This is a genomic window from Aliiroseovarius sediminis (genome assembly GCF_022678485.1).
GTDB lineage: Bacteria > Pseudomonadota > Alphaproteobacteria > Rhodobacterales > Rhodobacteraceae > Aliiroseovarius > Aliiroseovarius sediminis.
Map to the genome: position 1 here is coordinate 252,953 of NZ_JALBYP010000026.1, position 25,652 is coordinate 278,604.

At 60.1% G+C, this 25,652-nt stretch carries 27 protein-coding genes; 8 read left to right on the forward strand and 19 right to left on the reverse strand.

The genetic code is table 11. From position 1 onward, the window contains the following. Positions 1-8: 8 nt before the first annotated feature. The 12 genes from MN186_RS07700 to ileS all read right to left on the reverse strand — a co-directional run bounded on the left by MN186_RS07700 (position 9) and on the right by ileS (position 12,140). Positions 9-458: a molybdenum cofactor biosynthesis protein MoaE gene (locus MN186_RS07700; protein ID WP_242113788.1), complete on the reverse strand. Its 450-nt coding sequence runs from the start codon at positions 456-458 to the stop codon at positions 9-11. Position 459: 1 nt separating this feature from the next. Continuing rightward, positions 460-708: a molybdopterin converting factor subunit 1 gene (moaD, locus tag MN186_RS07705; protein WP_242113789.1), complete on the reverse strand. Its 249-nt coding sequence runs from the start codon at positions 706-708 to the stop codon at positions 460-462. Next, complete coding sequence (pgsA, locus tag MN186_RS07710; RefSeq protein ID WP_242113790.1) at positions 701-1,375, reverse strand: CDP-diacylglycerol--glycerol-3-phosphate 3-phosphatidyltransferase; 675 nt, start codon at positions 1,373-1,375, stop codon at positions 701-703. The genes moaD and pgsA overlap by 8 nt, the downstream gene beginning before the upstream one ends. 18 nt (positions 1,376-1,393) lie before the next feature. Next, on the reverse strand, positions 1,394-3,277 hold the full coding sequence (uvrC, locus tag MN186_RS07715; protein ID WP_242113791.1) for an excinuclease ABC subunit UvrC: 1,884 nt from the start codon (positions 3,275-3,277) through the stop codon (positions 1,394-1,396). 316 nt (positions 3,278-3,593) lie between these two features. Beyond that, entirely contained in the window at positions 3,594-4,385 is a 792-nt protein-coding gene (locus MN186_RS07720) for an SDR family oxidoreductase (RefSeq protein ID WP_242113792.1), read from the reverse strand. Further along, positions 4,386-5,360, reverse strand: coding sequence for a calcium/sodium antiporter (locus tag MN186_RS07725; protein ID WP_420838910.1), 975 nt, complete (start codon positions 5,358-5,360; stop codon positions 4,386-4,388). A 164-nt stretch (positions 5,361-5,524) separates the two neighbouring features. After that, the gene (locus MN186_RS07730; RefSeq protein ID WP_242113793.1) at positions 5,525-6,322 is read right to left on the reverse strand and encodes a S49 family peptidase; all 798 of its coding nucleotides are present in this window, start codon (positions 6,320-6,322) and stop codon (positions 5,525-5,527) included. Between the two features lie 79 nt (positions 6,323-6,401). Further along, positions 6,402-7,163, reverse strand: a complete 762-nt coding sequence (locus MN186_RS07735; RefSeq protein WP_242113794.1) for an ABC transporter permease — start codon at positions 7,161-7,163, stop codon at positions 6,402-6,404. Next, on the reverse strand, positions 7,160-8,086 hold the full coding sequence (locus MN186_RS07740; RefSeq protein WP_242113795.1) for an ABC transporter ATP-binding protein: 927 nt from the start codon (positions 8,084-8,086) through the stop codon (positions 7,160-7,162). The genes MN186_RS07735 and MN186_RS07740 overlap by 4 nt, the downstream gene beginning before the upstream one ends. 62 nt (positions 8,087-8,148) lie before the next feature. Then, entirely contained in the window at positions 8,149-8,589 is a 441-nt protein-coding gene (locus MN186_RS07745; RefSeq protein ID WP_420838911.1) for a methylated-DNA--[protein]-cysteine S-methyltransferase, read from the reverse strand. A gap of 154 nt (positions 8,590-8,743) precedes the next feature. Continuing rightward, positions 8,744-8,911, reverse strand: a complete 168-nt coding sequence (locus tag MN186_RS07750) for a hypothetical protein (RefSeq protein WP_242113797.1) — start codon at positions 8,909-8,911, stop codon at positions 8,744-8,746. Positions 8,912-9,149: 238 nt separating this feature from the next. Next, entirely contained in the window at positions 9,150-12,140 is a 2,991-nt protein-coding gene (ileS, locus tag MN186_RS07755; RefSeq protein ID WP_242113798.1) for an isoleucine--tRNA ligase, read from the reverse strand. Between the two features lie 263 nt (positions 12,141-12,403). Between ileS and MN186_RS07760 the strand changes: the two genes are divergently transcribed. Next, positions 12,404-12,829 (forward strand): group III truncated hemoglobin, encoded by a 426-nt coding sequence (locus MN186_RS07760; RefSeq protein ID WP_242113799.1) that lies wholly within the window; start codon positions 12,404-12,406, stop codon positions 12,827-12,829. Here MN186_RS07760 and MN186_RS07765 read toward each other — a convergent pair whose 3' ends face one another. The 3 genes from MN186_RS07765 to MN186_RS07775 are packed head-to-tail and all read right to left on the reverse strand — an operon-like array spanning position 12,830 to position 15,683. Then, positions 12,830-13,837 carry a YcjF family protein gene (locus tag MN186_RS07765; protein WP_242113800.1) on the reverse strand — a complete coding sequence of 336 codons (1,008 nt, stop codon included), beginning with the start codon at positions 13,835-13,837 and terminating at the stop codon, positions 12,830-12,832. Continuing rightward, positions 13,837-14,268 carry a GNAT family N-acetyltransferase gene (locus tag MN186_RS07770; RefSeq protein ID WP_242113801.1) on the reverse strand — a complete coding sequence of 144 codons (432 nt, stop codon included), beginning with the start codon at positions 14,266-14,268 and terminating at the stop codon, positions 13,837-13,839. The genes MN186_RS07765 and MN186_RS07770 overlap by 1 nt, the downstream gene beginning before the upstream one ends. After that, positions 14,268-15,683 carry a YcjX family GTP-binding protein gene (locus MN186_RS07775; RefSeq protein WP_242113802.1) on the reverse strand — a complete coding sequence of 472 codons (1,416 nt, stop codon included), beginning with the start codon at positions 15,681-15,683 and terminating at the stop codon, positions 14,268-14,270. The genes MN186_RS07770 and MN186_RS07775 overlap by 1 nt, the downstream gene beginning before the upstream one ends. 152 nt (positions 15,684-15,835) lie before the next feature. Here MN186_RS07775 and truA point away from each other — a divergent pair, with 152 nt between their 5' ends. From truA to MN186_RS07790, 3 genes are all read left to right on the forward strand, one after another. Further along, positions 15,836-16,603: a tRNA pseudouridine(38-40) synthase TruA gene (gene truA, locus MN186_RS07780; RefSeq protein ID WP_242113803.1), complete on the forward strand. Its 768-nt coding sequence runs from the start codon at positions 15,836-15,838 to the stop codon at positions 16,601-16,603. Between the two features lie 73 nt (positions 16,604-16,676). Next, positions 16,677-18,635 (forward strand): DNA topoisomerase IV subunit B, encoded by a 1,959-nt coding sequence (parE, locus tag MN186_RS07785; protein WP_242113804.1) that lies wholly within the window; start codon positions 16,677-16,679, stop codon positions 18,633-18,635. Next, the gene (locus tag MN186_RS07790; RefSeq protein WP_242113805.1) at positions 18,632-19,357 is read left to right on the forward strand and encodes an HNH endonuclease; all 726 of its coding nucleotides are present in this window, start codon (positions 18,632-18,634) and stop codon (positions 19,355-19,357) included. Before parE ends, MN186_RS07790 begins: the two co-directional genes overlap by 4 nt. A 42-nt stretch (positions 19,358-19,399) precedes the next feature. On the opposite strand, the gene MN186_RS07795 is transcribed toward MN186_RS07790, so the two are convergent. The 4 genes from MN186_RS07795 to MN186_RS07810 form a co-directional block, all read right to left on the reverse strand. Continuing rightward, positions 19,400-19,813, reverse strand: a complete 414-nt coding sequence (locus MN186_RS07795; protein WP_242113806.1) for a c-type cytochrome — start codon at positions 19,811-19,813, stop codon at positions 19,400-19,402. 104 nt (positions 19,814-19,917) lie between these two features. Then, a complete protein-coding gene (locus MN186_RS07800; RefSeq protein WP_242113807.1) occupies positions 19,918-20,565 on the reverse strand; it encodes a DUF3047 domain-containing protein in 648 nt (215 codons plus the stop codon). Between the two features lie 90 nt (positions 20,566-20,655). Then, positions 20,656-21,333, reverse strand: coding sequence for an ABC transporter ATP-binding protein (locus MN186_RS07805; RefSeq protein WP_242113808.1), 678 nt, complete (start codon positions 21,331-21,333; stop codon positions 20,656-20,658). Continuing rightward, entirely contained in the window at positions 21,326-22,612 is a 1,287-nt protein-coding gene (locus MN186_RS07810; protein WP_242113809.1) for a lipoprotein-releasing ABC transporter permease subunit, read from the reverse strand. Before MN186_RS07810 ends, MN186_RS07805 begins: the two co-directional genes overlap by 8 nt. 316 nt (positions 22,613-22,928) lie before the next feature. Between MN186_RS07810 and MN186_RS07815 the strand changes: the two genes are divergently transcribed. The 4 genes from MN186_RS07815 (at position 22,929) to MN186_RS07830 (ending at position 25,651) form a co-directional block, all read left to right on the forward strand. After that, complete coding sequence (locus tag MN186_RS07815; protein WP_242113810.1) at positions 22,929-23,432, forward strand: type III secretion system chaperone family protein; 504 nt, start codon at positions 22,929-22,931, stop codon at positions 23,430-23,432. A gap of 110 nt (positions 23,433-23,542) precedes the next feature. Beyond that, a complete protein-coding gene (proC, locus tag MN186_RS07820) occupies positions 23,543-24,370 on the forward strand; it encodes a pyrroline-5-carboxylate reductase (protein ID WP_242113811.1) in 828 nt (275 codons plus the stop codon). Beyond that, a complete protein-coding gene (locus MN186_RS07825; protein ID WP_242113812.1) occupies positions 24,363-24,701 on the forward strand; it encodes a tRNA-binding protein in 339 nt (112 codons plus the stop codon). Before proC ends, MN186_RS07825 begins: the two co-directional genes overlap by 8 nt. Continuing rightward, positions 24,701-25,651: a 2-hydroxyacid dehydrogenase gene (locus MN186_RS07830; protein WP_242113813.1), complete on the forward strand. Its 951-nt coding sequence runs from the start codon at positions 24,701-24,703 to the stop codon at positions 25,649-25,651. Before MN186_RS07825 ends, MN186_RS07830 begins: the two co-directional genes overlap by 1 nt. The last annotated feature ends 1 nt before the right edge of the window (position 25,652 follow it).

Consider the following 25,652-nt stretch of genomic DNA (forward strand, 5'->3'; position numbering starts at 1 on the left):
CGCCGAGCTTACTCGGACCACCGTTTCAAAGCGTCTTCGTCATCAACCTTGGCCGCAACCCAACCCGTGGCGCCGTCACGCGCAAATTCCTTTTTCCAGAACGGCGCGCGGGATTTCAGATAGTCCATCAAGTATTCCGCCGCTTCGAACGCGGCGACGCGGTGCTTGGCGGCGGTTGCGACCATCATGATCTGTTCGCCGGGGCGCAAAGGGCCGTGGCGGTGGATCACTAGACAATCGGCCAAGGACCACCGCGCGCACGCCTTGTCGACAATGGCGGCAATCGCCTTTTCGGTCATGCCGGGGTAATGTTCGATCTCCATCCGGTCCAAGGTGCCGTCGTCATCGCGCACGATGCCGGTGAAGCTGACGACCGCGCCCAGATCGTTGCGGCCTTGCGCAAACTCCGACAATTCGGTGCCCGGGTTGAACGTGTCGGTCTGAACCCTGACGTGCATGTCAGCCCCCTGTCATCGGGGGGAAGAACGCGACCTCGCGCACGCCCGACAAAGGCGCATCGAAATCGGCCAATTCCTGATCCAGCGCGACGCGCAGCGCCGACAGGTCAGCAAACGCCGCAGCATAGCGCGGTTCGCGCGCGCGCAGTTCATCCACCAGTTCGGCGACTGTCGATGCGTTGGTATCGACCTGTTCGCGCGGCTCGCCGATGCGTTCGCGCACCCATGCGAAATACATGACCTCAACCATGGTCCGTATCCTCTCTCAAAAAGGGCATTGCCTTGCGGAAGTAATCCCAGCCGGTGACGATGGTCAATGCGGCTGCGATCCACAGCAGCGCAATACCAATCCAGGCCGACCAGCGGCCTGCCCATTCGTAGAACAAAAGCCCGACGTCATCGGTGATCGTGCCGTCAAAAATGCCATCAATCGTGGCCTGATCCATGCCTTGAATGCGGTCGATGAAACTGTGCTGGAAAATCCCGGTCGAAAACAGAATGGCGATCGCCACCATCTGCACCGTGGTTTTCCATTTCGCCAGGTTTGTGACCTTCAGCGCACGGGCCTTGTCACCCAATGTCTCACGCAGACCCGACACGAACACCTCACGATAGATAATCAGGGCCGAGGGTAGCAAGATCCACGGCGTCACGCCCGCATATCCGTTGATGACCAGAAGCGCGATCAGCACCATCGCCTTGTCGGCAATCGGGTCCATCGCGGCACCAAACAGGCTTTCCAGCTTCCACGCACGCGCCAGATACCCATCAAGATAATCGGTGATCGAGGCCACGATGAACAGGATCATCGCATACCAATCCGCCCACGGGCGCGCGAAGTAAAGAAACATGACCGGCAACAAGGGCGCAGCGACCAGCCGGGCGACGGTCAGAATATTGGGCAGGTTCCATTTCATAAGTTTCTCCTTACCGCGTCAGGCCCTGTCATGGAAGAAGCCATAGATGGTTTCCGCAAGAGTTTCCGAGATCCCGTCCACCGCCTTGAGGTCATCCAGCCCTGCCCGGCTGACCGCCTTGGCGGACCCAAAGTGCAGCAACAGCGCACGCTTGCGGGTGGCCCCCACGCCCGGCACCTCGTCCAACGGGGTGGCGCCTTGCGCTTTCGCACGTTTGGCGCGGTGGGTGCCGATGGCGAAGCGGTGCGCCTCGTCCCGCAGGCGTTGGATGAAATACAGAACCGGATCATTCCGTTTCAACGCGAAGGGGCGCATTTTCCGTCGGTAAAACTCTTCTTTTCCCTGATCGCGATCAATGCCTTTGGCGACGCCAACCATCGGGATGTCGGTCACGCCCAGTTCTTCCATGATCTCGTGCACCGCACTGACCTGCCCCGCGCCGCCGTCGATCAGTAGAAGATCGGGCCAGTGCTCGCCCTCGCGGTTGGGGTCTTCTTTCAGAAGGCGCTTGAAACGGCGGGTCAGCACCTCTTTCATCATGCCGAAATCATCGCCGGGGGTCAGGTCGTCGCCCTTGATGTTGAACTTGCGGTATTGGCTTTTCATGTAACCTTCTGACCCCGCAACGATCATCGCGCCAACCGCGTGGGCGCCTTGAATGTGCGAGTTGTCATAGACCTCAATCCGCTGCGGCGGGCCGTCCAGATCGAAGGCCTGTGCAATGCCGTCCAGCAGACGGGCTTGCGTGGCGGTCTCGGCCATCTTGCGGCCCAAACTTTCGCGGGCATTGCGTTGGGCATTCGCCATCAACTCGGATTTTTCGCCACGTAACGGGACCGAGAGTTCAACCTTGTGGCCCAAGCGTTCCGACAATGCCTCGGCCATCAGGTCTTGTTCGTCCAGCGGATCGGACAACAGGATCAGGCGCGGCGGCTCTTTTTGGTCATAGAACTGACCGACGAAAGCCTGAAGCACCTCGCCCGGCCCGGCACCTGCCCCCGTTCGCGGATAGAAATCACGGTTCCCCCAGTTCTGGTGGGCGCGAATAAAGAACACCTGCACACAAGCCTGCCCCCCTTCCATATGAAGCGCGATCACGTCCGCCTCGGCCACGCCGCGCGGGTTCACGCCTTGAGCTTGCTGCACTTGGGTCAGCGCGCGGATGCGGTCGCGCAGGGCGGCGGCCTTCTCGAATTCCATCGCGTCTGACGCCGCTTGCATATCCGACGCCAACGTTTCTTGCATCCGGGTGGTGCGGCCGGACAAAAAATCCTCGGCATCGCGCACCAGCTTGGCATAATCCACTTCGTTGATTTTCCCCACACACGGAGCCGCGCAGCGCTTGATCTGGTACTGCAAACATGGCCGGGTGCGCGTTTCGAACATCGCGTCCGAGCAGTTGCGCAGCAAAAAAACCTTTTGCAACTGGTTCAGCGTTCGGTTGACCGCATCCGCGCTTGCAAACGGGCCGTAATACGCGCCCTTCTCTTTCCGTGCGCCGCGGTGCTTTTTGATCTGTGGAAAGTCGTGACCGGTGACAAGAATGTTCGGAAAGCTTTTGTCGTCGCGCAACAGCACATTGAAATGCGGCTTCAGCTGCTTGATCAGGTTTTGTTCCAGCAACAGCGCCTCGGTTTCTGTTTGGGTGGTCAGAAACATCATCGACGCGGTCTGGCTGATCATCCGCGCAATCCGTGCCGTGTGCCCGGTGGGCTTGGCATAATTGGACACCCGCTTCTTCAGGCTGCGAGCCTTGCCGACATACAAAACGCGCCCCTTGGCGTCGAGCATCCGGTAAACGCCCGGCGAGTTGTCCAGCGTCTTCACATAGGATTGGATAACCGAATGCCCTGTCGCGGGGGGATGCGCATCGCTATCGCTATGGTTGTTTTCTGTATTCATCCGCTCGCCATTCCGATTCTCGGCCTGCCTGCAATCTTAGTGTTCAGGATACAAGAGGAAACCTGCCCACAATTTCTGTGGATAACTCTGTAGACAGGTTTTGACCATCAGCAAAAATCCCTTGTATTTCGACCCTTTCGTCAGAGTGCCTAATTTTTAGGCAGCAATATAACCCATTGTAAAACAACAAAAGAATTCTCACGAAATCGTAAGCAGATGATTTCATTGCAGAATTAACGAACCTTCCCTTGGGGTAACTTCACGGGTGCACAACTTTTCGGGCTAAAAGCAGACACCATAGCACTTGGGCATGATTTCAGGGCTGTTCAACACCAAGGATATCGGGTGTCTGCCAGCCCAGATGCTGACCGCCATCGACCGTGATCATCTGTCCGGTTACCGACGGAGCGTTCAGCAGAAATGCCAGCGCCGCCGTGATGTCGTTGACATTCGCGCCTCGTTGCAAAAGCGATGCGGCCCGTTGTCCGTTGAAATGCGTCTGAGACTGCCGCGCGCCAATCAGAGTGGTGCCCGGCGCGATCCCGTTGACCCGCACATGCGGGGCCAAAGCCTGCGCGGCGGTTCGCGTCAGTGTCCACAGCGCATTTTTTGCCAGACTATAGGTCATGAATTCGGGCGTCGGCTTCTGCACGCGCTGGTCCAGCATATTGACCACCAGCGCCTGCGGAAGGCTTTCGCCGTTTTCGTCCAGCACAGCCTGCGGGGCCTGTGCAGCGAAAGCTTGCGTCAGAAAGAACGGTGCGCGCAAGTTCGATGACATATGCCTGTCCCAACCGTCCTGAGTTGCGCTGTGCAAGCTATCATACTCAAAAACCGATGCATTGTTGACCAGCACACTCAGTTCCCCACCCAGTGCGTCGACGCAGCGGGGTATAAGTGCGTCAACCTGCGTCATGTCCAGAAGGTCGGCCTGCAATGCCACCGCCTGCCGCCCAAGCGCGCGAATGGCGTCCACGGTCTTTGTCGCACCATCAGACGAAGTTGCATAGTGAACCGCCACGTCCAACCCCGACCGCGCAAGTTCGATCGCCATCGCGCGCCCAAGCCGTGCGCCTGCCCCTGTGACCAAAGCGCGTGGCTGCGTCATTCAAAAGCCTCCCAGCACCATCATGACATAGACGACATATAGCGCCGACAACACGACACCCCAGACCCGCCCCATATGCCATTTCAGGAACACAAACGGCGCCAGCAGAAGCGACGCACCCAGCATAACCCAAAGGTCGAAACGCAGGATCTCGGCCTCGACCGGCATGGGACCGACCAGGGATGCGACGCCGATGATGGCCAGAAGGTTGAACATGTTTGACCCGATGACGTTGCCCAACGCAACCTCGGCCTGATTGCGCAGGGCGGCCATAACCGTGGTCGCAAGTTCGGGCAGCGATGTGCCAAGTGCCACCAGCGTCAAGCCAATGACTGTTTCCGAAACGCCGATATGGCGCGCGATATTGGTTGACGCATCAACCAGAAGGTCGGCCCCCAATGGCAAACCAATAAGGCCCAGCACCAGAAACAGAATGACCTTCCACCACGGCATGTCAGGGTCCGCGCCCTCGACCTCTTCCTCATCGGTGCAGCAGGCGACATCGGCGGGCACATTGTTATTGCGCCGGTGCGATAAAGCCTCGCGAAAGGCCGAAGACAGCATCAGGGCAAGTGCGGCAAGCAGCACGAGCCCCTCGACCCACGAAATCACCCCGTTCATGCACAAGACGATGAACAAGCCGGTAGCCGCCAGCATCTGAAGATAGCTTTTCTTGGTATCACAGGTGCCCGTAGACAGACCGGAAATTATGGCCGGCACCCCCAGCACCAGCAGAATGTTGGCGGTGTTCGAGCCAACGACATTCCCCATCGCCAGCCCCGGCACCCCCCGCATGATCGCCTGAACAGATATCAACAGCTCTGGCGCAGACGTGCCAAACGCCACGATGGTCAGCGACACGATCAGGGCCGGCACACCAAGACGCAGTGACAGGTTAACTGCCCCGCGCACAAGGCTATCGCCTGCCAACAGAAGGATAATCAGGCCCAGCGCAGCGTAGATCAGGTCCAACATCAGCCCTTCCCGTTACAGTCGCAGGGGGATTTCCCCATCCGATATCGGCCACACCGCGGACATTTCATCGCTTCGATGCGCTTTTGGCCGGGATATCGCAATTTACCAAACATGGCCATCACACCCATTGCGACAAGAAACAACGCGACAATCTTGACGACCATCTAAAGACCGAAACGTGCAAATTCCGCACGCTCCTCTATTGCGGCGATGGCGTCAGTGCCCAGCCGCAGGCCAAAGCGGCCAAGGATCGACCGGCGCGGCCCGTGGGCGCGAAACTGCACCTCGTCGCCGTATTTCTGCTTCATCACGGGGACAACATGGCCAATGCCGTCCGCCAGCCCTTTTTCGATGGCAGCGCGGCCCAGCCAGATATCTCCGGTGAACAAATCTTCGTTCGTCGGTAATTTGGCTGCGCGGCGTGTCGTGACCTGCTGTTTGAAGGCGTCGTGGATATCGTCTTGCAGCGTCTTCAAGCGTTTGATGTCATCGGGGTCTTCGGGGCGGAACGGGTCCAGCATCGATTTCGACTTGCCGGCGGTATAAACGCGACGCTCAACCCCGATCTTTTCGATCAACCGGGTCAGACCAAAACCAGCCGAAATAACGCCAATCGACCCGAGGATCGAACTTTCATCCGCATAAATCTCGTCCGCCGCTGTCGCCAACCAATACCCCCCCGAGGCCGCCACATCTTCGACAAACGCATAGACGGGTAGCTCTTTCTCGTCGGCCAAGCGACGGATGCGGGCGGTGATCAGGCTGGATTGCACCGGGCTGCCGCCGGGCGAGTTGATCACCAGCGCGACGGCCTGCGGCTTGCCCTTACGAAACGCGCGTTCGATCACCGGGGCGAGGGCTGCGTCGTTCAACTGGCCGCGTGCGCCCGTTGCGATCATGCCAGACAGGCGGATCACAGCGACCAATGGAGGCTTCTTGATAAACGGAATGTATTTTTTCATGGCTGTCATGTAGACCGCACCTCTGGCTCAGACAAGGGCAGCGGAAGCACTGCCCCGCATTGTTGCAAATGGTCCATCATCAGCTTCGCAGCCGGTATCCGGTGTGAAAAATCCATCGGATCGTCGCAAGGCAGACCCCCATGAAGACGACGATCGCCAAGATGGACCAGCCGATCGACACATCCGCCATGCCGAAGAACGCCCAACGAAAGCCCGAGATCAGATAGACGACCGGGTTGAACAGGGTGACCGTCTGCCACACCGGCGGCAGCATCGAGATCGAGTAAAACGACCCGCCCAGAAACACCAGCGGTGTGATCACGAGCAGAGGCACCAACTGCAACTGTTCGAAGTTCTGCGCCCATATTCCGATGATGAAGCCCAAAAGGGCGAAGCTGATGCAAGTCAGTACAAGAAATATCGCCATCCAGACAGGATGCAGGATGGTCAGGTCGACAAAGAAATGCGCGGTGCCAAGGATGATCAAGCCGATCATCAACGCCTTGGTCGCCGCCGCACCGACATACCCGATCACGATCTCGTAAAACGAAATCGGCGCAGAAAGGTGTTCATAGATCGTGCCGATGAACTTGGGAAAATAGATGCCAAAGGATGCGTTGGTGGTGCTTTGGGTCAGCACGGTTAGCATGATCAGCCCCGGCACGATGAACGCGCCATAGCCGACCCCTTCGACCTGATCAATGCGCGACCCGATGGCCGCGCCGAACACGATGAAATAAAGCGAAGTCGACAGGACGGGCGACACGATGGACTGCAACAAGGTGCGAAAGGTCCGCGCCATTTCAAAACGATAAATCGCGGCGATTGCGTGCCAGTTCATGCCGCGTCCTCCTTCACCAGATCCACGAAGATATCTTCAAGCGAGCTTTGGCGCGTCGACAGGTCGACCATGTGCAGCCCTGCTTTACGCAAATCGGCCAGCAGCGCGGTGATCCCGGTGCTGCCTGCGTGCGTGTCATATGAATAGATCAACCCGCCATCGGGCGACAGCGTCAGGGGGTAATCTGACAAAGCATCGGGGATGGTATCGACGGGAGGATCGCATTCGATGATCAGCTCTTTGCGGCCCAAGCGTTTGATCAAGGCGTCTTTTTCCTCGACCAAAAGAATTTCGCCCTTCGAGATGACCCCGATGCGGTCGGCCATCGCTTCGGCCTCTTCGATGTAATGCGTGGTCAGGATGATCGTCACACCGGTGTCTTTCAGCCGCGCCACGATGTCCCACATATCCTTGCGCAGTTCGACATCCACACCGGCGGTGGGTTCGTCCAGAAACAGGATGCGGGGTTCGTGGCACAGCGCCTTGGCAATCAGAACACGCCGCTTCATGCCGCCCGACAACGTTCTGATGCGGCTGTCCTTCTTGTCATGCAGGCTTAGCGTTTTCAGGATATCCTCGATCAGCGCGTCGTTGCGCGGGCGACCAAACAGGCCACGTGAAAAACGCACTGTGTCCATCACGGTTTCGAACGGCTCAAGGTTGATTTCCTGCGGAACAAGTCCGATCAACTCGCGCGCGGCCCGATAGTCTTTCGCGTGGTCATGGCCGCCCACGGTGATCGTGCCATCGCTAATCGTTGTGATGCCGCAGATGACCGATATCAGGGTGGTCTTGCCCGCCCCGTTCGGGCCAAGCAGCGCCAAAATCTCGCCCGTTTCGATCTGAAGATCTACGTCTTTCAGCGCCTTGTGACCGCCCTCATAGGTTTTGGTCACGCCGCTGACGTTCAGGATCGTCGCCATTCTGTCCCCTTGTTTCGCCGCCGCGCCATGTTGTCAGTCTGGATCGGTTAACGCAGACTATTTCAAATAAGCAACCCGGCGGCTCCTTCAAGGCGCAGCAGGTGAACTTTTGCCTCGATCCCGCCCGCACCGGAAAAGCCGCCATGGCCATCCGCCCCCAGCACGCGGTGGCAGGGTATAATGATCGGGATCGGGTTGGCGCCGCACGCGTTGCCCACCGCCTGCGCCGACTTGCCCGTCTGGCGCGCGATCTGGCCATATGTCAGCGTTTCGCCAAAGGGGATTGACGCCATCGCGTCACACACCGCGCGCTGAAAGTCGGAACCCTGCACATTTGTCGGCAGATCGAAGCGCTGCAAACGCCCCTGAAAATAGGCCCTTAACTGCGCCACTGCCTCGCGTAAAAGCGGCGTCGGCGGGCCTTTGGGCGTAGCGCCCCAGATCAATCGCGTGATCGCACCCGCCTGCGCCTCAACCCCCAAACGCCCCAGTGGGCTGTCCATCGTTACCATTGTCATCAAGGCAGAGTGCCGAAGAAGCTTCGCGAATACAACGGTGTGCGTGCCGATACATCCATAAAAAAAGCCCCCGCCGCGACGGCAAGGGCTTTCCTACGCAGGATCAGACCCGCGCTATTTCGTGAGTGATGGAACCCAATCAGCCTGGGAAGCTGTAATGACGCACCGCCTTTTCCAGCTTCTCGCTGCGCTTGCCGGTCCACATGTCGCGGTGTTGTTCCAGATTGAACCGTTCCTGCTTGGTAAAGCTCAGGGCGGATTTGAACCATGTGATCAGGGTGCGGGCAATGGATTTTGACTGTGCCATCTTCAAGGCTCCTCTTCGGACGAACAATAAAAAATTTCGGGCAAGCATGATCATTTGGGCGATCTGCCGCCGCGCTTGAAGATCACATAGGCTGTCGGTGCGGCCAGTACGACAGACGTTCCGGCAATCCCGAAATGCAAGGCTTGCATGGCTGGCTTCACGCCAGAAGCGGCCCCTGACTGCAATGGAGTTGGCGCTGCCAAGGTTTCCCCTTAGACAGCGCCATCGTCGTCAGATGTCAGCTTAGCGCCGCGTCGCAGCGCCCACAGACGCCCGCATGGTCATGGCTTCCCACATCGGGCAGGATTTTCCAGCACCGTTGGCACTTATCGCCACTGGCTTTTTCGAACACGACACCCACGCCTTCGATTTCCGGCAGGCGGAAAGCTTCGGAAGGCAGAGGGTCCTGGGTCAAAGACACGGACGAGGTGATTGCGATATCAGCAAAGTTCACTGATTTCAGCGCGCCCAGCACGTCCTGATCGCGCACATGAACAATCGGCGCAGCCTCAAGCGACGCACCGATCACCTTGTCGCGCCTTTGAACTTCCAGCGCGGCGGTGACGACACGGCGCGCCTTGCGGATGCCCGACCATTTCGCGGCCAGCGGTTCGTCCAGCCAGTCAGCGGGCGTGTCAGGGAAGTCGACCAGATGGATCGAGCTGTCTTCGCCCGGGAACCGCTCTAGCCACACATCTTCCATTGTGAAGACCAGCACAGGCGCAAGCCATGTGGTCAGGCGGTGGAACAGGATGTCCAGCACAGTGCGCGCGGCGCGTCGGTTCAGGCTGTCCGCGCCGTCACAATACAGCGCATCCTTGCGGATATCGAAATAGAAGCTGGACAGGTCCACGGTCGCAAAGTTGAACACCGCCGAAAACACGCCTTGGAAATCGAAGGTCTTGTAACCTTCGCGCACCACGTGATCCAGCTCCGCCAAACGGTGCAGCACCCAGCGCTCTAACTCCGGCATATCGGCCGGGTCGACACGCTCGGATTCGTCAAACTCATGCAGATTGCCCAGCATAAACCGCATCGTGTTGCGCAGGCGACGATAGCTGTCGGCCACGCCCTTCAGGATTTCCGGCCCAATCCGCTGATCCGCGGTATAGTCCGTCTGTGCCACCCACAAGCGCAGGATATCCGCGCCGTATTGCTTCACAATTTGCTCGGGCACGATGGTGTTACCCAAAGACTTGGACATCTTCATGCCCTTTTCGTCCAAGGTGAAGCCGTGTGTCACGACGTTCCTGTAAGGCGCACGCCCCTTGGTGCCACAGGCTTGTAAAAGCGAGGAATGAAACCACCCGCGGTGTTGGTCGGTGCCTTCCATGTAGACATCCGCGATGCCATCCGGTGTGCCATCTTCGCGGTCGCGCAGAACGAACGCATGGGTCGAGCCACTGTCGAACCACACATCCAGCACATCGAACACCTGATCATAGTCGTCCGGGTTCGCCGCATCCCCGATGAAGCGTTCCTTGGCACCGTCGATATACCACGCATCCGCGCCTTCGGCCTCGAACGCGTCGGCAATACGGGCATTCACCGCGTCGTCGCGCAAAAGGTAATCCGCGTCGGTCGGCAGCGCACCCTTCTTGGTGAAGCACGTCAGCGGCACGCCCCAAGCGCGCTGACGAGAAAGAACCCAATCGGGCCGCGCCTCGATCATCGAATAAAGCCGGTTGCGCCCCGATTGCGGCCACCATTTCACCAGTTGGTCAATCGAGTTCAGAGCACGGGTGCGGATGGTCTTGCCCATGTCATCCTGTCCATCGCCGACCTCGCGATCGACGCTCGCAAACCATTGCGGCGTGTTGCGATAGATGATCGGCGCTTTCGAGCGCCACGAATGCGGATAGGAGTGCTTGATTTTACCACGCGCCAGAAGCCCGCCAACATCGACCAGTTTGTCGATCACGGCCTTGTTTGCGTCCCCCTCGCCGCCCTTGCGGTTCAGGATGTAGGTGCCGCCAAAGAAGGGAAGATCCGCGCGGAATGATCCATCGTCCATAACGTTGTAAGAGATGACCTGTTCCAGCATTCCCAGATCACGATAGAGCTCGAATTCCTCCATGCCGTGCGAAGGTGCACAATGAACAAATCCGGTGCCTTCCTCGTCCGTCACGAAATCGGCAGCGCGGAAGTCGCGGGCAGCGTCCCATTCCCCATTGGCCCCTTCGGCACCCGCAAGCGGATGATGCAGCGTCATGCCCGACAATTGCGCGGGCGTGACATTGCGCACCCGGCGATACATGCCGGGTTCCAGTCGGGCACGCGCCATCACATCTGCGGCCAGTTTGTCGGCAAGGATGAACCGGTCGCCCTTGGCCGCCCAGCATTCATCCGGGCAATCGGTGACTTCATACAGCCCGTATTCGAAATCCTCGCCAAACACGACGGCCTTGTTCGACGGGATTGTCCACGGTGTCGTCGTCCAGATCACCACATGCGCGCCAATGAAGTCATGGGCGGCGGCGTCTTTCGCCTCGGCTATGGCTTCGCGGGTGTCGTCGGTTTCTTCTTCATCCGACAGAACCATGTCGGGCAGGCTGAAATCCGTAACCTTGAACTTCACCCAGATGGTGAAGCTTTCCTTGTCGTGGTATTCCACTTCGGCTTCGGCCAGCGCGGTTTTCTCGATCGGCGACCACATCACGGGTTTCGACCCCTGATAAAGCGTACCGTTCATCAGGAACTTCATGAATTCTTCGGCGATCACGCGTTCGGCGTGGAAATCCATCGTCAGATAAGGATCGGCCCAGTTGCCGGTGATGCCCAGGCGCTTGAATTCATCCCGCTGGATGTCGATCCAGCCAGCGGCGAATTTACGGCATTCCTGGCGAAAATCGATCACATCAACCGCGTCTTTGTCTTTGCCCTTTTTGCGGTATTGTTCTTCGATCTTCCATTCAATCGGCAGGCCGTGGCAATCCCACCCGGGCACGTAGCGGCTGTCGAACCCCATCATCTGGTGCGAGCGCACGATCATGTCCTTGATCGTTTTGTTAAGTGCGTGGCCGATATGCAAATGCCCGTTGGCATAAGGGGGGCCATCATGCAGAATGAAGGGCGTGCGTCCCTCTTTTTCGCGCAGGCGGTCATAGACGCCGATCTTTTCCCAATGGGCCAGCCATTCTGGTTCACGTTTGGGCAGGCCCGCGCGCATGGGGAAATCGGTGACGGGAAGCGTCAGGGTGTCTTTGTATTCAGGGGTGTCGGCACACATCTGTCCGGTCCTTTTCAGGATATTGTCTGCAAATGGGATATGGGGCGGCGCGGGTCATCCAAACGCCTTGTCCCGGCGGCTCATCTGGATCAGAGCGCCGGGCATATAATTCGAATAATGATGGCCTGTGCGTGCATCATGGGGGCGTTATAGGCGCGTGGTTCAGCGGCGTAAAGGCTTGGCTGCGCGCCGTACTGCGCGCAATTGTATCTTTCGCCTGCAACGTTAATCTGACTAAACATATCGGATTAATAGGAGCAATAATGACCCCCCTTAACCCCCTCGCCCGTTTCCCCGTCACCGGTGACCAGATCGCGCGGGTGATGCACGTATTTTACGGGCGCATCCGACGCCATCCCGAACTTGGCCCGGTCTTCAACACCCATATCGGTGAAAGCGACGCAGACTGGGCCGCACATATCGACAGGATCGAAAGTTTCTGGCGCAACGCGATCCTGCGCGAAAAGGGGTATGAGGGGAACCCGATGCGCGTTCACGTCGCCTCGCCCGACATTCGGCTGGAACACTTCGCACCATGGCTTCAGACGTTCGAGGATGTGTTGCGACAAGAGCTGCCCGAAGACACCGCCAATGCGTGGCTTGCGCTGGCGCAGCGGATCGGACGCGCGTTCCAGTTCCAGATGGAGGATACACGTCGTTCGGCGACCACCCCGCCGAAGCTGATCTGACTACGACCCGAACAAGCCCGTCAGCGCACGTTTCACGATACCCGATACGCTGGGGCGTTTCTTGGGGCCAAAGGGCAGCGGGCGGCAGACTTCAAGCGCGGCGACGCCCACGCGCGCCGTCAGCGCACCGTTCACGACGCCTTCGCCAAACCGGCGGCTGAGTTTCGACAACATGCCGCCACCGGCCAGCGACCCGATCAGGTCATCGCCAGCGGCCACGGCCCCCGTCGCCACAAGATGCGCCATGACCGCGCGGGTCAGCCGCCAACTGCCCAGCGCACCGGAGCGTCCGCCATAGATCTCGGCCACCCGACGTATCATGCGGATATTAGCGGTGAGGGCCGTTGCCACATCGGCCAACGCAATGGGTACGATGGCCGTCACCAGCGCGACCTGTCGGGCGGCGGCTTCGACTTCTTTGATGGCGGCGGCGTCCAAGGGGGCCATCAGCTCGCGTTCGGTCAGGGCAAACAGGGTGTCGGCATCGAAAGCATCGCCTTCGCGCTCGGACATTCGGTCCAGCCCCCACCGCAGATCGTCGCGCCCGTGGTAAAGTTGCTTAAGGCGGTCCACCACGCCGCGCGCCTCGGTCAGATCTCCGTGGGCAATCGCAGCCTCGGACGCGCGGTGCAGGCTGTCGACGCGGCGCAGGCGGGCGAACGCGATCCATTCCTTCAACGCGATGATCAGCAGAACCAGAATAAACGCAGCCACCAGACCCAGTGCTGCGTATCCCAGCAAAGGCTGACGCTCGATCAGTTTGGTGACGAAATCATAGGCGGCAACCGACAGCACGAACCCCATGATCGCCAGCAGAAGCGACCAGAACCAACGCGCCAGACGCGAACGTTTGCGCCCCGCGAAACTGATCGCGCCCTGCATTGCCGCCCCCGTGGCGTCAACTGCGCCCAGCTCGGGCACCGGCGGGGCGTCGGCGGGGGTGGTTCGCGACGCCTCGCCCAGTTCGATCAGAACCGGCCCTGTGGACTTCTTCGGGGTGTCAGCCATCACGCGGCCCTCCAGATGAACCGGATGTCCGGCAGGTTTTCGTCATTGCCCGCGCCATCGGTGCGAAACGCCTCGGTGAAGCCCTCGCGTTGATAGAAGCGACAGGCGCCTTCGTTGGCTTGGAACGCAAACAACGCAAGATCCGCGCTGGCGGTTTTGGCGTGATCCAGCAGCGCCTTACCCATACCCCGGCCACGCGCGGCAGGCGACAGGTAGAGCGCATGAACCTCGCCCCCGTCACGGGCCAGAAATCCCTGCACGCGGCCCCGTTCACGCGCGACCACGGTCCAGCCACGATCCACCAGCATCCGCGCGAACCCCTTTTCATCCGCGCGGCTGTGGACGCGCGGCATCCACGGTGTCGCAGCCACCCAACCGGTCAGGATATTGGCAATCGCGGGCACGTCCGCCGGGGTTGCAGGCGCGATCATCACAGGCGATCCCCGATCAGAAATTCTGCGGCCTTGTCCAGCCGGATATGCGGCGGCCCCTCGCCGGGTCTGAGCGTGACGGCGGCAGGCGCAAACCGCATGATCTGGTAATCTGCGTCCAACCAAGCCTCGGCCCCGTCACGCGCGGGCGACAGAAGGCGGGATGGATCATCGGGCAGCGCACCCGGATAGAACGCCGCCGTCTTGCCGCTGTCCAGCAAGGTCCCGCGCACGCAGTCAAGCGTTTGTCCGTCATGCTCCAACCGTTCCTCGACCGTGGTGCGCAGGGCTGCGATTGACATGGCAGCGGTCTTGGCACCCGCAAAATCCGCCCGGTCACGGGCTTCGCGCAGCAGCGCTTCGGTGATTGCGGTCAGGCGGGGGTGCTGGCTGTGGTGCAGGTGGTCGGCCTTGGTGGCGGCAAACAAGATGCGTTCGACCCGCCGCCCCAGAAAGATTGAGCTGAGGAACGCATTCGCACCGGGCCGAAAGGCGGTCAAAATCTCGGCCATCGCGCGGCGCAGGTCTTCCAGCGCGGCAGGGCCAGAATGGATCGCACCCAGCACATCGACCAGCACAACTTGGCGGTCGATCTTGGCGAAATGGTCACGGAAAAAAGGTTTCACCACGCGGGATTTATAAGCCTCGAAGCGCCGCTCCATCTCGCGCCACAGGCTTTTGCGTGGGGTCGTGTCGGGGCGCAGAATGGGCGCGAAGGTCAGGACCGGGCTGCCTTCAAGATCGCCCGGCAGAAGGAACCGGCCGGGGGTGCAATCGCTGTATCCGTCCGCGCGGGCGGCAGACAGATAGGCGGCAAACCCGCCTGCAAGGCGCTTGGCCTCCATCTCGTCCAGCGGCGCGGCGCCATCAACGCCTTGCACCATGCCCAGATAGCTTTCCGCTTGCGGGCGGTCGGCGATGCGGTTCAAAACCTGCGCCGCCCAATCGGCATAGCTGAGATCCAGAAGCGACAAATCCAGCAGCCATTCGCCGGGATAATCCACGATATCCAGATGCACCGTGCGCGGCCCGCGCAACCCGCCCAGAAGGCCCGAGGGTTGCACCCGGAAGGACAAGCGCAGTTCTGACGTTGCGCGGGTCGACTCCGGCCAGCGCGGTGAAGGGCCGGTCATGGCGGACAGGTGGGTTTCAAAATCGAAACGCGGCACCGTATCATCGGGTTGCGGCTGCAAGAACGCCGTCTGGATGCGCCCGTCTGCGGCGGCCAGAAGCCCCTGCATCCGCCCCCGGTTCATCAGGTTGGCCACAAGCGAGGTGATGAACACCGTCTTGCCCGCGCGCGACAACCCGGTGACGCCCAAACGGATCACGGGTTCGAACAACGCCTCGCTTGTGGCGTCGCCGATGCTTTCGATCTGCCGGGTGATGCTGTCTGCGATATCGCTCAGGCCCAAGGCTTTCTCCTTCACTGCTCGCACCGAAGATATGGTCCCCCGCCCGGTTTCACCAGAGGGGAGGTTGATGCGTCCTTTCCCCGCCACTTTCGCCAGCCCAAAGCGACGCCAGACGCTTGCCGCCTCGCGCCCGGCGCGCTATGCGGTGGGCCATGCCCAGATTTGCCCTGAAAATCGAATATCACGGCGCAGGGTTTGCCGGTTGGCAGCGCCAGAAAGAACACCCCTCGGTGCAGGGCGCGGTCGAGGCCGCGCTGACGAAACTGGAACCCGGCCCGCATAAGATTGCCGCCGCCGGGCGTACGGATGCAGGCGTACACGCGCTGGCACAGGTGGCTCATTGCGACATGGCAAAGGATTGGGACGCGTTCCGGCTGTCCGAGGCGCTGAATTACCACCTGCGCGACATGCGCGTCGCGATCGTCGATTGCGCGCAGGTGGACGATGACTTCCACGCCCGCTTCTCGGCGCTTGAGCGGCGTTACCTGTTCCGCCTGATTTCCCGCCGCGCGCCCTTGACACACGATCACGGGTTGGCGTGGCACATCAAGAAAACGCTGGACCGGGACGCGATGCAGGCCGGTGCCGACCGGTTGCTGGGACGCCATGACTTCACCACCTTCCGGTCGACGATCTGTCAGGCTGATAGTCCGATCAAGACGCTGGACGAATTGCAGGTCGAGCAGATCGCGATTCCCAACGGCACCGAATACCGCTTTCACGTCCGCGCCAGGTCATTCCTGCACAACCAGGTGCGCAGCTTTGTCGGCACCCTTGAACGCGTGGGCGCTGGGGCATGGGCGCCCGACGACGTGACCCGCGCGCTCAAGGCCCGCGACCGCGCCGCCTGCGGGCCGGTTTGTTCACCCGACGGGCTTTATCTGGCCGGTGTCACCTATCCCGAAGACCCGTTCGGTTGATGCAGCTAGGCCTTTTCCCGGCCGCACCGCTCTGCCATACTACGTGTCAAACAATGAACAGAGCAGCACATCCATGAGCGAAGACCTATTGGCCGCCCAAGGCCCCGACGACTATGATGCCTCGTCCATCGAGGTTCTTGAGGGGCTGGAACCCGTGCGCCAACGCCCCGGCATGTACATCGGCGGCACAGACGAACGGGCGCTGCATCATATGGTGGCCGAAATCCTCGATAACTCGATGGACGAGGCCGTTGCGGGCCATGCCAACCGGATCGAGGTCACGCTGAATGATGACTACTCGGTGTCGATCACGGACAATGGGCGCGGCATTCCGATCGACCCACACCCGAAATTCCCCGACAAATCCGCGCTGGAGGTGATCTTGTGCACCCTGCACGCGGGCGGCAAGTTTTCGGGCAAGGCGTATCAGACCTCGGGCGGTTTGCACGGCGTCGGCTCATCCGTGGTGAACGCGCTGTCGGATTCGATGGTGGTGCAGGTCGCCAAGAACCGCGAGCTATTTGAACAGCGTTTTTCGCGCGGCATCCCCCTTGGCCCGGTTCAGAAAATCGGCGCCGCCCCCAACCGTCGCGGGACCGACATCACCTTTCACGCGGACGAAGAAATTTTTGGCCACCACCGTTTCAAACCCAAACGCCTGTTCACACTGGTGCGATCCAAGGCCTATTTGTTTTCGGGGGTCGAAATCCGCTGGAAATCCCACATCGACGACGGCGAAACCCCGACCGAGGCCACATTCCATTTTCCCGGTGGTCTGTCCGATTATCTGAAAGAAACATTGGGCAGCGCGTCGGTCTATGCCGATGCGCCCTTTGCGGGCAAAGTCACCTTTCAGGAGCGGTTCAACCAACCCGGCTACGTCGAATGGGCGATCAACTGGACGCCGTCGATGGATGGCTATCTGCAATCCTATTGTAACACCGTGCCAACGCCCGAAGGCGGCACCCATGTCACCGGGTTCTGGGCCGCGATGCTGAAAGGTATCAAGGCGTATGGAGAGCTGGTGGGCAATAAAAAGGCCGCCAACATCACCCGTGACGACCTGATGACGGGCGGTTGCGCGCTGGTGTCGTGCTTCATTGCCGACCCGTCCTTCGTAGGGCAGACCAAAGACCGGCTGTCGACCGAATCTGCCGCCAAGATGGTCGAACAATCCGTGCGCGACCATTTCGACAACTGGCTTGCCGCCGACACGAAATCCGCAGGCGCGATCCTTGACTTCCTTGTCCTGCGCGCCGAAGAACGCCTGCGCCGCCGTCAGGAAAAAGAGACCGCCCGCAAAACCGCCACCAAAAAACTCCGCTTGCCCGGCAAGCTGGTCGATTGCTCGGCCACGAACCGCGAAGGCACGGAATTGTTTATTGTTGAGGGCGATTCCGCCGGTGGGTCCGCCAAAATGGCGCGCAACCGCAAGACGCAGGCGCTGTTGCCCCTGCGCGGCAAGATTTTGAACGTGCTGGGTGCTGCGTCCTCGAAACTTGGCACGAACGCCGAGATCAGCGACCTGACCCAAGCCCTTGGCGTCAGCCTTGGCACGCGGTTCAACGTCGACGACCTGCGCTATGACAAGATCATCATCATGACCGACGCTGACGTGGACGGCGCACATATCGCGGCCCTGCTGATGACGTTCTTCTTCACCCAAATGCGCCCGATGATCGACGCGGGCCACCTGTATCTGGCCTGCCCACCCCTGTTTCGCCTGACCCAAGGCGCCAAACGCGTCTATTGTCTGGACGAAGCCGAGCGGGACGCGTGGCTGGAAAAAGGCCTGGGCGGCAAAGGCAAAATCGACGTCAGCCGCTTTAAGGGTCTGGGCGAGATGGACGCGAAAGACCTGAAAGAAACCACGATGGACCCCGCGTCACGCAAGCTGATCCGTGTGACCATCGACGAGGACGAACCGGGCGAAACGGCGGCCTTGGTCGAGCAGTTGATGGGGAAAAAGCCCGAGCTTCGGTTCCAGTATATTCAAGAGAACGCGCGGTTTGTGGAGGAGTTGGATGTTTGAGTAAATACTTTGTCGGATTAACAGATAGTTCAATCAAAGAAGCATTAAAACTGTCGCAAGAGCTTAAGTCGAAGGGCCGCGAATTACACGAGGTCACAGCCACCGCTGGTCCGCCCAAAGATCATTTTATTGTGTATGAAGATGGCCTACATCCACTGAAAGCAACAATCAAAAAGGCCATGGAGCTTAGCGGCATTGACCCTAGTGACGACTCACGACGTGGGTTCACGTCGCACAGTGCCAGAGATTGGTTGCCTAAACTCGGCTTTTCTTGGGAGCAAATCTCGAACCCAACTCCATCTAAGATTACTGACTTTGAACGTCACCGAAAATTGCAGAAAATTCTCGCGCGGCCGGAGCAGGCTAGGTTCCGATTGGAGGTTGCGAGGCTATGGGGCTATCGCTGTCCGCTTACCCAGTGCACCGCAATGGAAGCGATGGAAGCCGCGCACATTATTCCCATTGGCGCTGGCGGGAGCGACGACCCATCAAATGGAATTTTGCTGCGCGCCGATATTCACAAACTCTTTGATGCCGGTCTATTGGAATTCGAATTGCCCGAACTGACTATCGTTCTTAACGGGTCTGCTGCCGAATGCTACCGTGAACTGAGCAATTGTCGCTTAAGTGTTCCAAGCACACTGGACCACGCTCGGTTCTCAGAGAATCTTCGCGTCAGGAAAAGTTACCCACCAACCAGTCACCAGTCCACCGAACAATAGATTAATCAAGCTGATTGCCCGGCCTGTTAACCGGGCGAAACCCTACCCCTGCACACTCTCCAAATACTCCGCCAGCCTTATCAGCGCGGCGGGTGTCGGCGTTTGCACGCCTTTTTCGTCCACCCAGACCTCCATTTCGCTGTCAAGATAGGCGCCGAATTCGGGCATGGGGCCGCGGTGGGTGCCTTGGGCGTATCCGTCGATCGTGGACATTACGTATCGGGCGGGAAATTTGCCGCCGTGGCGGGCGGTCAGGGTGGTCAGGTCCGGTACCTCGACCATCGGGGCGCCTTTGGCGTCTGATCCGTGGCACGCTGCGCAATGTTCAGCAAAGATTTGCGCGCCGGTTTCATCGGTCACGTCGATCTTGTCCGAGTTTGAGGTAAACAGCCCCTCCCCTTCGCAGGCGGCAAGGGCCAATGTCAGGGCGGGCAGGATCAGGGCGGTGCGCAGCATGGGACCTCGTGGACGTTAGGAGTGATGGGGCGAGTCTATCACGCCACCCGGCCGGTTCAACAAGAACGCACAGGTGCGGCGGATTTACACCGCTGTTTTACCAGTTAATTCAGCACAAGATCGCTGATCTTCCCGCGTGCGACCGTGTTCGTGTCGTCACTGTCCGATGACACCGCCAACGCCACCAGCGCGCCGGGTTCCGAACCGAAGGCACGACGATAATCCGCAGCCAGATCGACCCGTTCGGCATGGCCGCCGGTGCCCGAAGGCCGCAACACCACCGTCTTGCCCCGCGCGCCCAGATAGGGCGATGCCAACACATCGCCGCGCCCGTGATTGCCGCCCCAGACATAGACAAGCACGCGCCCCTTGGGGTTTTTCAAAAGCCCGCGCAGGTTGCGCGACCCGTTTGCGCGCTGCGCCTCGGCCTTGGGCAGAAAGGCGAAATAAAGCGCGAGGTTGCGATCATCCCCACCCTTGCGGCGCAGGTCGGTGGCCGGCACGGTCTGATCGACTGACCACGACCACTTCGCCGACCGCGCCGCCCAATCCTGTTGGTCCAGCAGCTTATAGATGATCGACACCGCACCATTGGCCTGCACGCGCAGCGCTTTGGCTGAGTAAGTGAAATCCACATCCGCAAATCGTGCGAACCAGTGCTGACGCCAATCACCAAACCCGACCGACCCGGCGAAAGAAGGCTGCGCGATCAGGGTTGCGGCGACAATGGTGGCTTTGATCAAGTGGGGCATGGCACCTCGCAGGTCGATTGCTCACTGACATAGTGCCCAACCACGCCCGCCGCACAACAGCACTCACGCGATTGTCACGGGTTGCGAGCGTCAGGCAATCACGCCCGCATCCAGCCGGAGTGTCCGATCCATTCGCGCGGCAAGCTCAAGGTTGTGGGTGGCGATCAGGGCCGACAGGCCGGTATCGCGCACCAGTTCCATCAGCGCGCCAAACACGGTGTCGGCGGTGTCGGGGTCAAGGTTGCCCGTGGGTTCGTCCGCCAGCAAAAGCGCGGGGCGGTTGGCCAGCGCCCGACAGAAGGCCACACGCTGCTGTTCGCCGCCCGACAGCTCTCCGGGTCGGTGGCTGGCGCGGGTATCGACGCCCACGCGCGCCATCAGATCCAACGCGTGATCACGGGCGGTCTTGTCATCAACACCGTTGGCAAGCTGCGGCAGGACGATGTTTTCCAGCGCGGTGAATTCCGGCAGCAGGTGGTGAAACTGATAGATGAAGCCGACTTGATTTCGCCGCGCCGCGGTGCGCCTGCGGTCAGACAGCGCGCCCATATCCTGCCCGTTGATCGCCACCTGCCCCGCGTCTGCCGTATCCAGCAGCCCCGCGATGTGCAGAAGCGTCGACTTGCCAGAGCCGGAGGGCGCGACCAGTGCGACGACCTCGCCCCGCGCGATCTGAAGATCGGCCCCGCGCAGCACACGGATTTCACCGGGGGTGCCATCGTTATAGGTTTTTTCGATGCCTGACAGATGCAGAACAGGGTTACTCATAGCGCAGCGCCTCGACCGGGTTCATCCGTGCCGCCTTGCGCGCCGGAAACAGGGTGACAAGGAAAGAAAGGGTTAGCGACAAGCCGACGGCTGATGCCACGTCCCAGAACTCCAGTTTGGCTGGCAGGCGATAGATGCCGCGGATTGACGGATCCCATACCCCGCCGCCTGAGAAATAGTTGATGGCCGAGAAGATAGAGTCGATGTTGATCGCGAAAAGACACCCCAGAATGACCCCAGCGATGGTGCCGACGATGCCTGTCAGCGATCCGCACAGGAAAAACACCCGCAGGATCGACCCTTCGGTCAAACCCATCGTGCGCAGGATGCCAATATCGCGCCCCTTGTTTTTCACCAGCATGATCAGGCCAGACGTGATGTTCATCGACGCGATCAGCACCAGCACCGACAGGATGATGAACATCACGTTATCCTCCATATCCAACGCCCTGAGAAACGCGCCCGAGCGGTCGCGCCACGTCCAATAGGACGATGGTTCCACGGTCGCGGCCAGGATGTCTTCGATCAGGCGGTCAACCTTTTCGGGCTCATCCACAATGACCTCGATCTGATCGGCCTTGCCTTCGCGGTTAAAGAAGCTCTGCGCCTCAGCGAAGGGCAGATAGACGCGCGTTCGGTCAATGTCCCAGCGCCCGGCGGTAAAAATATAGGTCACGTCATAGGCGTTCACCCGCGGGCTGGTGCCAAAAGCCGTCTTTACGCCGTTGGGGGATATGATTTTGATCTTGTCGCCCAGCCCGATGCCCAGCTCGGCGGCCACACCCGAGCCTATGGCGATACCCGTCTCAAACGCCGCAATATCACCGACATGGCTTTCGGGGTGGGCCACGCGCGGGATCGCCAGAAGGTCGTCATAGGCGATGCCGAACACCTCGACCCCCGCGTTGTTCTGACCAGAACTGGCCATGACCTGGCCCTTGATCAGAGGGGCCGCGCGGGTCACGCCGGGCACTTGGGCGATCCGCTCGGCCCAGCCGTCAAAATCAGTGATCGAGCGTTCGACCTGCCCGGCCTCGTTCACATAGCTTTGGGCGAACACCTCGACATGCGCATTGGCGCCAAGAATCGTGTCGACGAATTCATCGCGGAACCCGGTGCGCACCGCCAAGGTGATGATCAAGGCTGCAACCGCCAACGTGATGCCGATCAGGCTGATCCAGGTCATCGTGCTGACGCCCCCATCGGCGCGGCGTGCGCGCAGGTATCGCCACGCGATCTGCCATTCGAACCGGGAAAACGGGGCTGTGTTTTTGGACACCTGTGTCTCCTGACCTGTGTTTGTCGCGGCAAACTGGGGCTTCGGGGGGATAAGGTCAAGCAGCGCACGCTTATGCGGCCTTGTTTCGCCGCCATCCCGTCTGCGCGTTAACCTGTGGAGAAACAAAAGTTTTCTGTGGACAACTTGTTCACACGCGAAAGTTTGCCTTTACAGCGACTCAGTGACCTGACACCATATTTAGTAAGGGAAGGTGCGCAGAACGCCGAACCTAGTACAGGCATCAAGCTTTAGTGGCCGCACAGAGGTCTGATCCGATCTCGTGCCACGAAGCTGAAAAGAATGGAAGGACAGCACCATGTCCGCGACCGAGCAGTTCATCGAAGGCGACGACCTTCACCCCATCGACATGGTTCAGTCCATCGCCGAACACCACGATTGGCAGTTCGACCGTGTGGCTGATGACCAGATCGCCATGGCGGTCGAAGGCCAGTGGCGCACCTATTCGATCACGCTCGCCTGGTCGCCCTATGACGAGACCCTGCGCCTGATCTGCACGTTCGAGATGGAGCCGCCGGAAGAAAGCCTGCCCCGCCTTTACGAGGCCCTGAACCGCACCAACGACATGTGCTGGACCGGGGCGTTCACCTATTGGCATGAACAACGCCTGATGGTCTATCGTTATGGGCTTGCATTGAACGGCGGGCAGATCGTCAGCCCGCAGCAGATCGACCAGTTGATCTCAAGCGCCGTTGGCACGTCTGAACGGTTCTATCCAGCGTTCCAACTGGTCTGCTGGGCTGATCGCAGCGTCGATGACGCGCTTCAGGTTGCGATGGCCGAGGCCTACGGCCGCGCCTGAACCCACACTTTGACACGCCAATAGAAAGGCTCGGTCCGTGACCGGGCTTTTTTGCTGGCCCCTCGCCCAAGCCTCGCGTTATCCATGACCTCAACCACGGAGGATGCATTATGACCGGAAGTGACATGAAAGAGCTTGAAGCACGCGGGCTGGTCTTGCTGGGCTGCGGCAAGATGGGATCAGCGATGCTGGAAGGTTGGCTGGCACAGGGATTGCCGGTGGGATCTGTATGGGTGAACGATCCCTATCCGTCTGATTGGCTGGCCGGGTTGGAAGGCCTCAACCTGAACGCGGATTTGCCGGACAACCCGGCCATCGTTCTGGTTGCCGTCAAGCCGCAGATGATGGCGGACGCGCTGCCGACGCTGGCCGCGTATGGCAATGGTGAAACGCTGTTTCTGTCAGTCGCCGCTGGCACCTCGATCGCAACCTACGAAGACATGCTGGGCAGCGAAACGCCGATCATCCGCGCCATGCCCAACACCCCAGCCGCCATCGCGCGCGGGATATCCGCGATGTGTGGTAATGACCACGCCACAGCAGGACATCTGGACATGGCCCAGTCGCTGCTGTCTGCCGTTGGGCAGGTTGTCCGGCTAGACGGCGAACACCAGATGGATGCGGTCACGGGGGTTTCCGGTTCGGGTCCGGCCTATGTCTTTCACCTGATCGAAACGCTGGCCGCAGCGGGTGCAGCACAAGGATTGTCGGACGAACTGGCCATGCAGCTTGCCAAGGCGACGGTGGCAGGTGCAGGCGCATTGGCGATGCAGGCCGATGATGACCCGGCCCAGTTGCGGGTCAACGTGACCAGCCCCGGCGGCACCACCGCCGCCGCGCTTGAGGTTTTGATGAACGAAGAAAACGGCTTTCCCGCCCTTCTGAATCGCGCCGTTGCCGCCGCAGCCAACCGTTCGAAAGAACTTGCCAATGGCTGACCTGAGTTTTGACGATTTCCTGAAAGTGGACATTCGAAAGGGCACCATCACCCGCGCCGAACCCTTCCCCGAAGCTCGCAAGCCTGCCATCAAGCTATGGGTGGATTTCGGATCAGAGCTTGGTGAAAAGAAAAGCTCGGCCCAGATCACCGCGCATTACGATCCGGAAATGCTGGTGGGCAAAGAGGTTTTGGCGGTCGTCAACTTCCCCCCGCGCCAGATCGGCCCGGTGATGAGCGAGGTTCTGGTGCTTGGCCTGCCCGACGAAAACGAGGATATCGTGCTGCTCACCCCGGATAAATCTGTGCCCGATGGCGCAAGGATGTATTGATGAAGCTCTTTATCTCTCGCCCCCTGCCCGACACCGTGATTGATCGCGCCCGCGCGGGTTTCGATGTGACATTGCGCGGGGATACCACCTCTATGTCGCAGGACGAGATAGCAGCAAGCCTGCGCGACTTCGATCTGGTGCTGCCCACGCTGGGCGATTTCTACTCGGCCGAGGTGTTCAAGGCGGCAGGGAATATCCGCGCCAAGCTGCTGGCCAATTTCGGTGTGGGCTACAACCATATCGACGTGGACGCCGCCCGCGCCAACGGCATCGCCGTCTCAAACACACCCGGCGCGGTCACGGATGCTACCGCCGACACCGCGATGACGCTGATCCTGATGACGGCCCGCCGCGCAGGTGAAGGCGAACGGCTGGTGCGGGCCGGGCGCTGGGACGGTTGGCACCCCACACAGATGCTGGGGATGCACGTCACCGGCAAGACCGTCGGCATCATCGGTATGGGGCGCATCGGCGAAGCAATTGCCGCGCGCTGTCACCACGGGTTCGAAATGGAAGTCGTGTTTTTCAACCGCTCGCCGAAGACCCCGCCTTTCCCGGCGCGGCAACTGGACAGCATTCAGGACGTAGCCCGTGCCTGCGATATTCTGGTAATCGCCGTGCCCGGCGGGACTGACACTTGGCACCTGATCGGTGCAGACACATTCGCTGCGATGCAGCCCCACGCCATCTTCGTGAACATCGCGCGCGGTGAAATCGTGGACGAAGCCGCACTGATCGCGGCCCTTGATGCGGGCCAAATCGCGGGTGCGGGGCTGGATGTTTACGAATTTGAACCCAAGGTGCCCGACGCCCTGATCGCCCGTGAAAATGTCGCCCTGCTGCCCCATCTTGGCACCGCCACGCTTGAGGTGCGCACCGCGATGGGAATGCTGGCAATGGACAATCTGGAAGCCTTCGCCGCTGGCAAACCGCTGATCAGCCCGGTCTGAC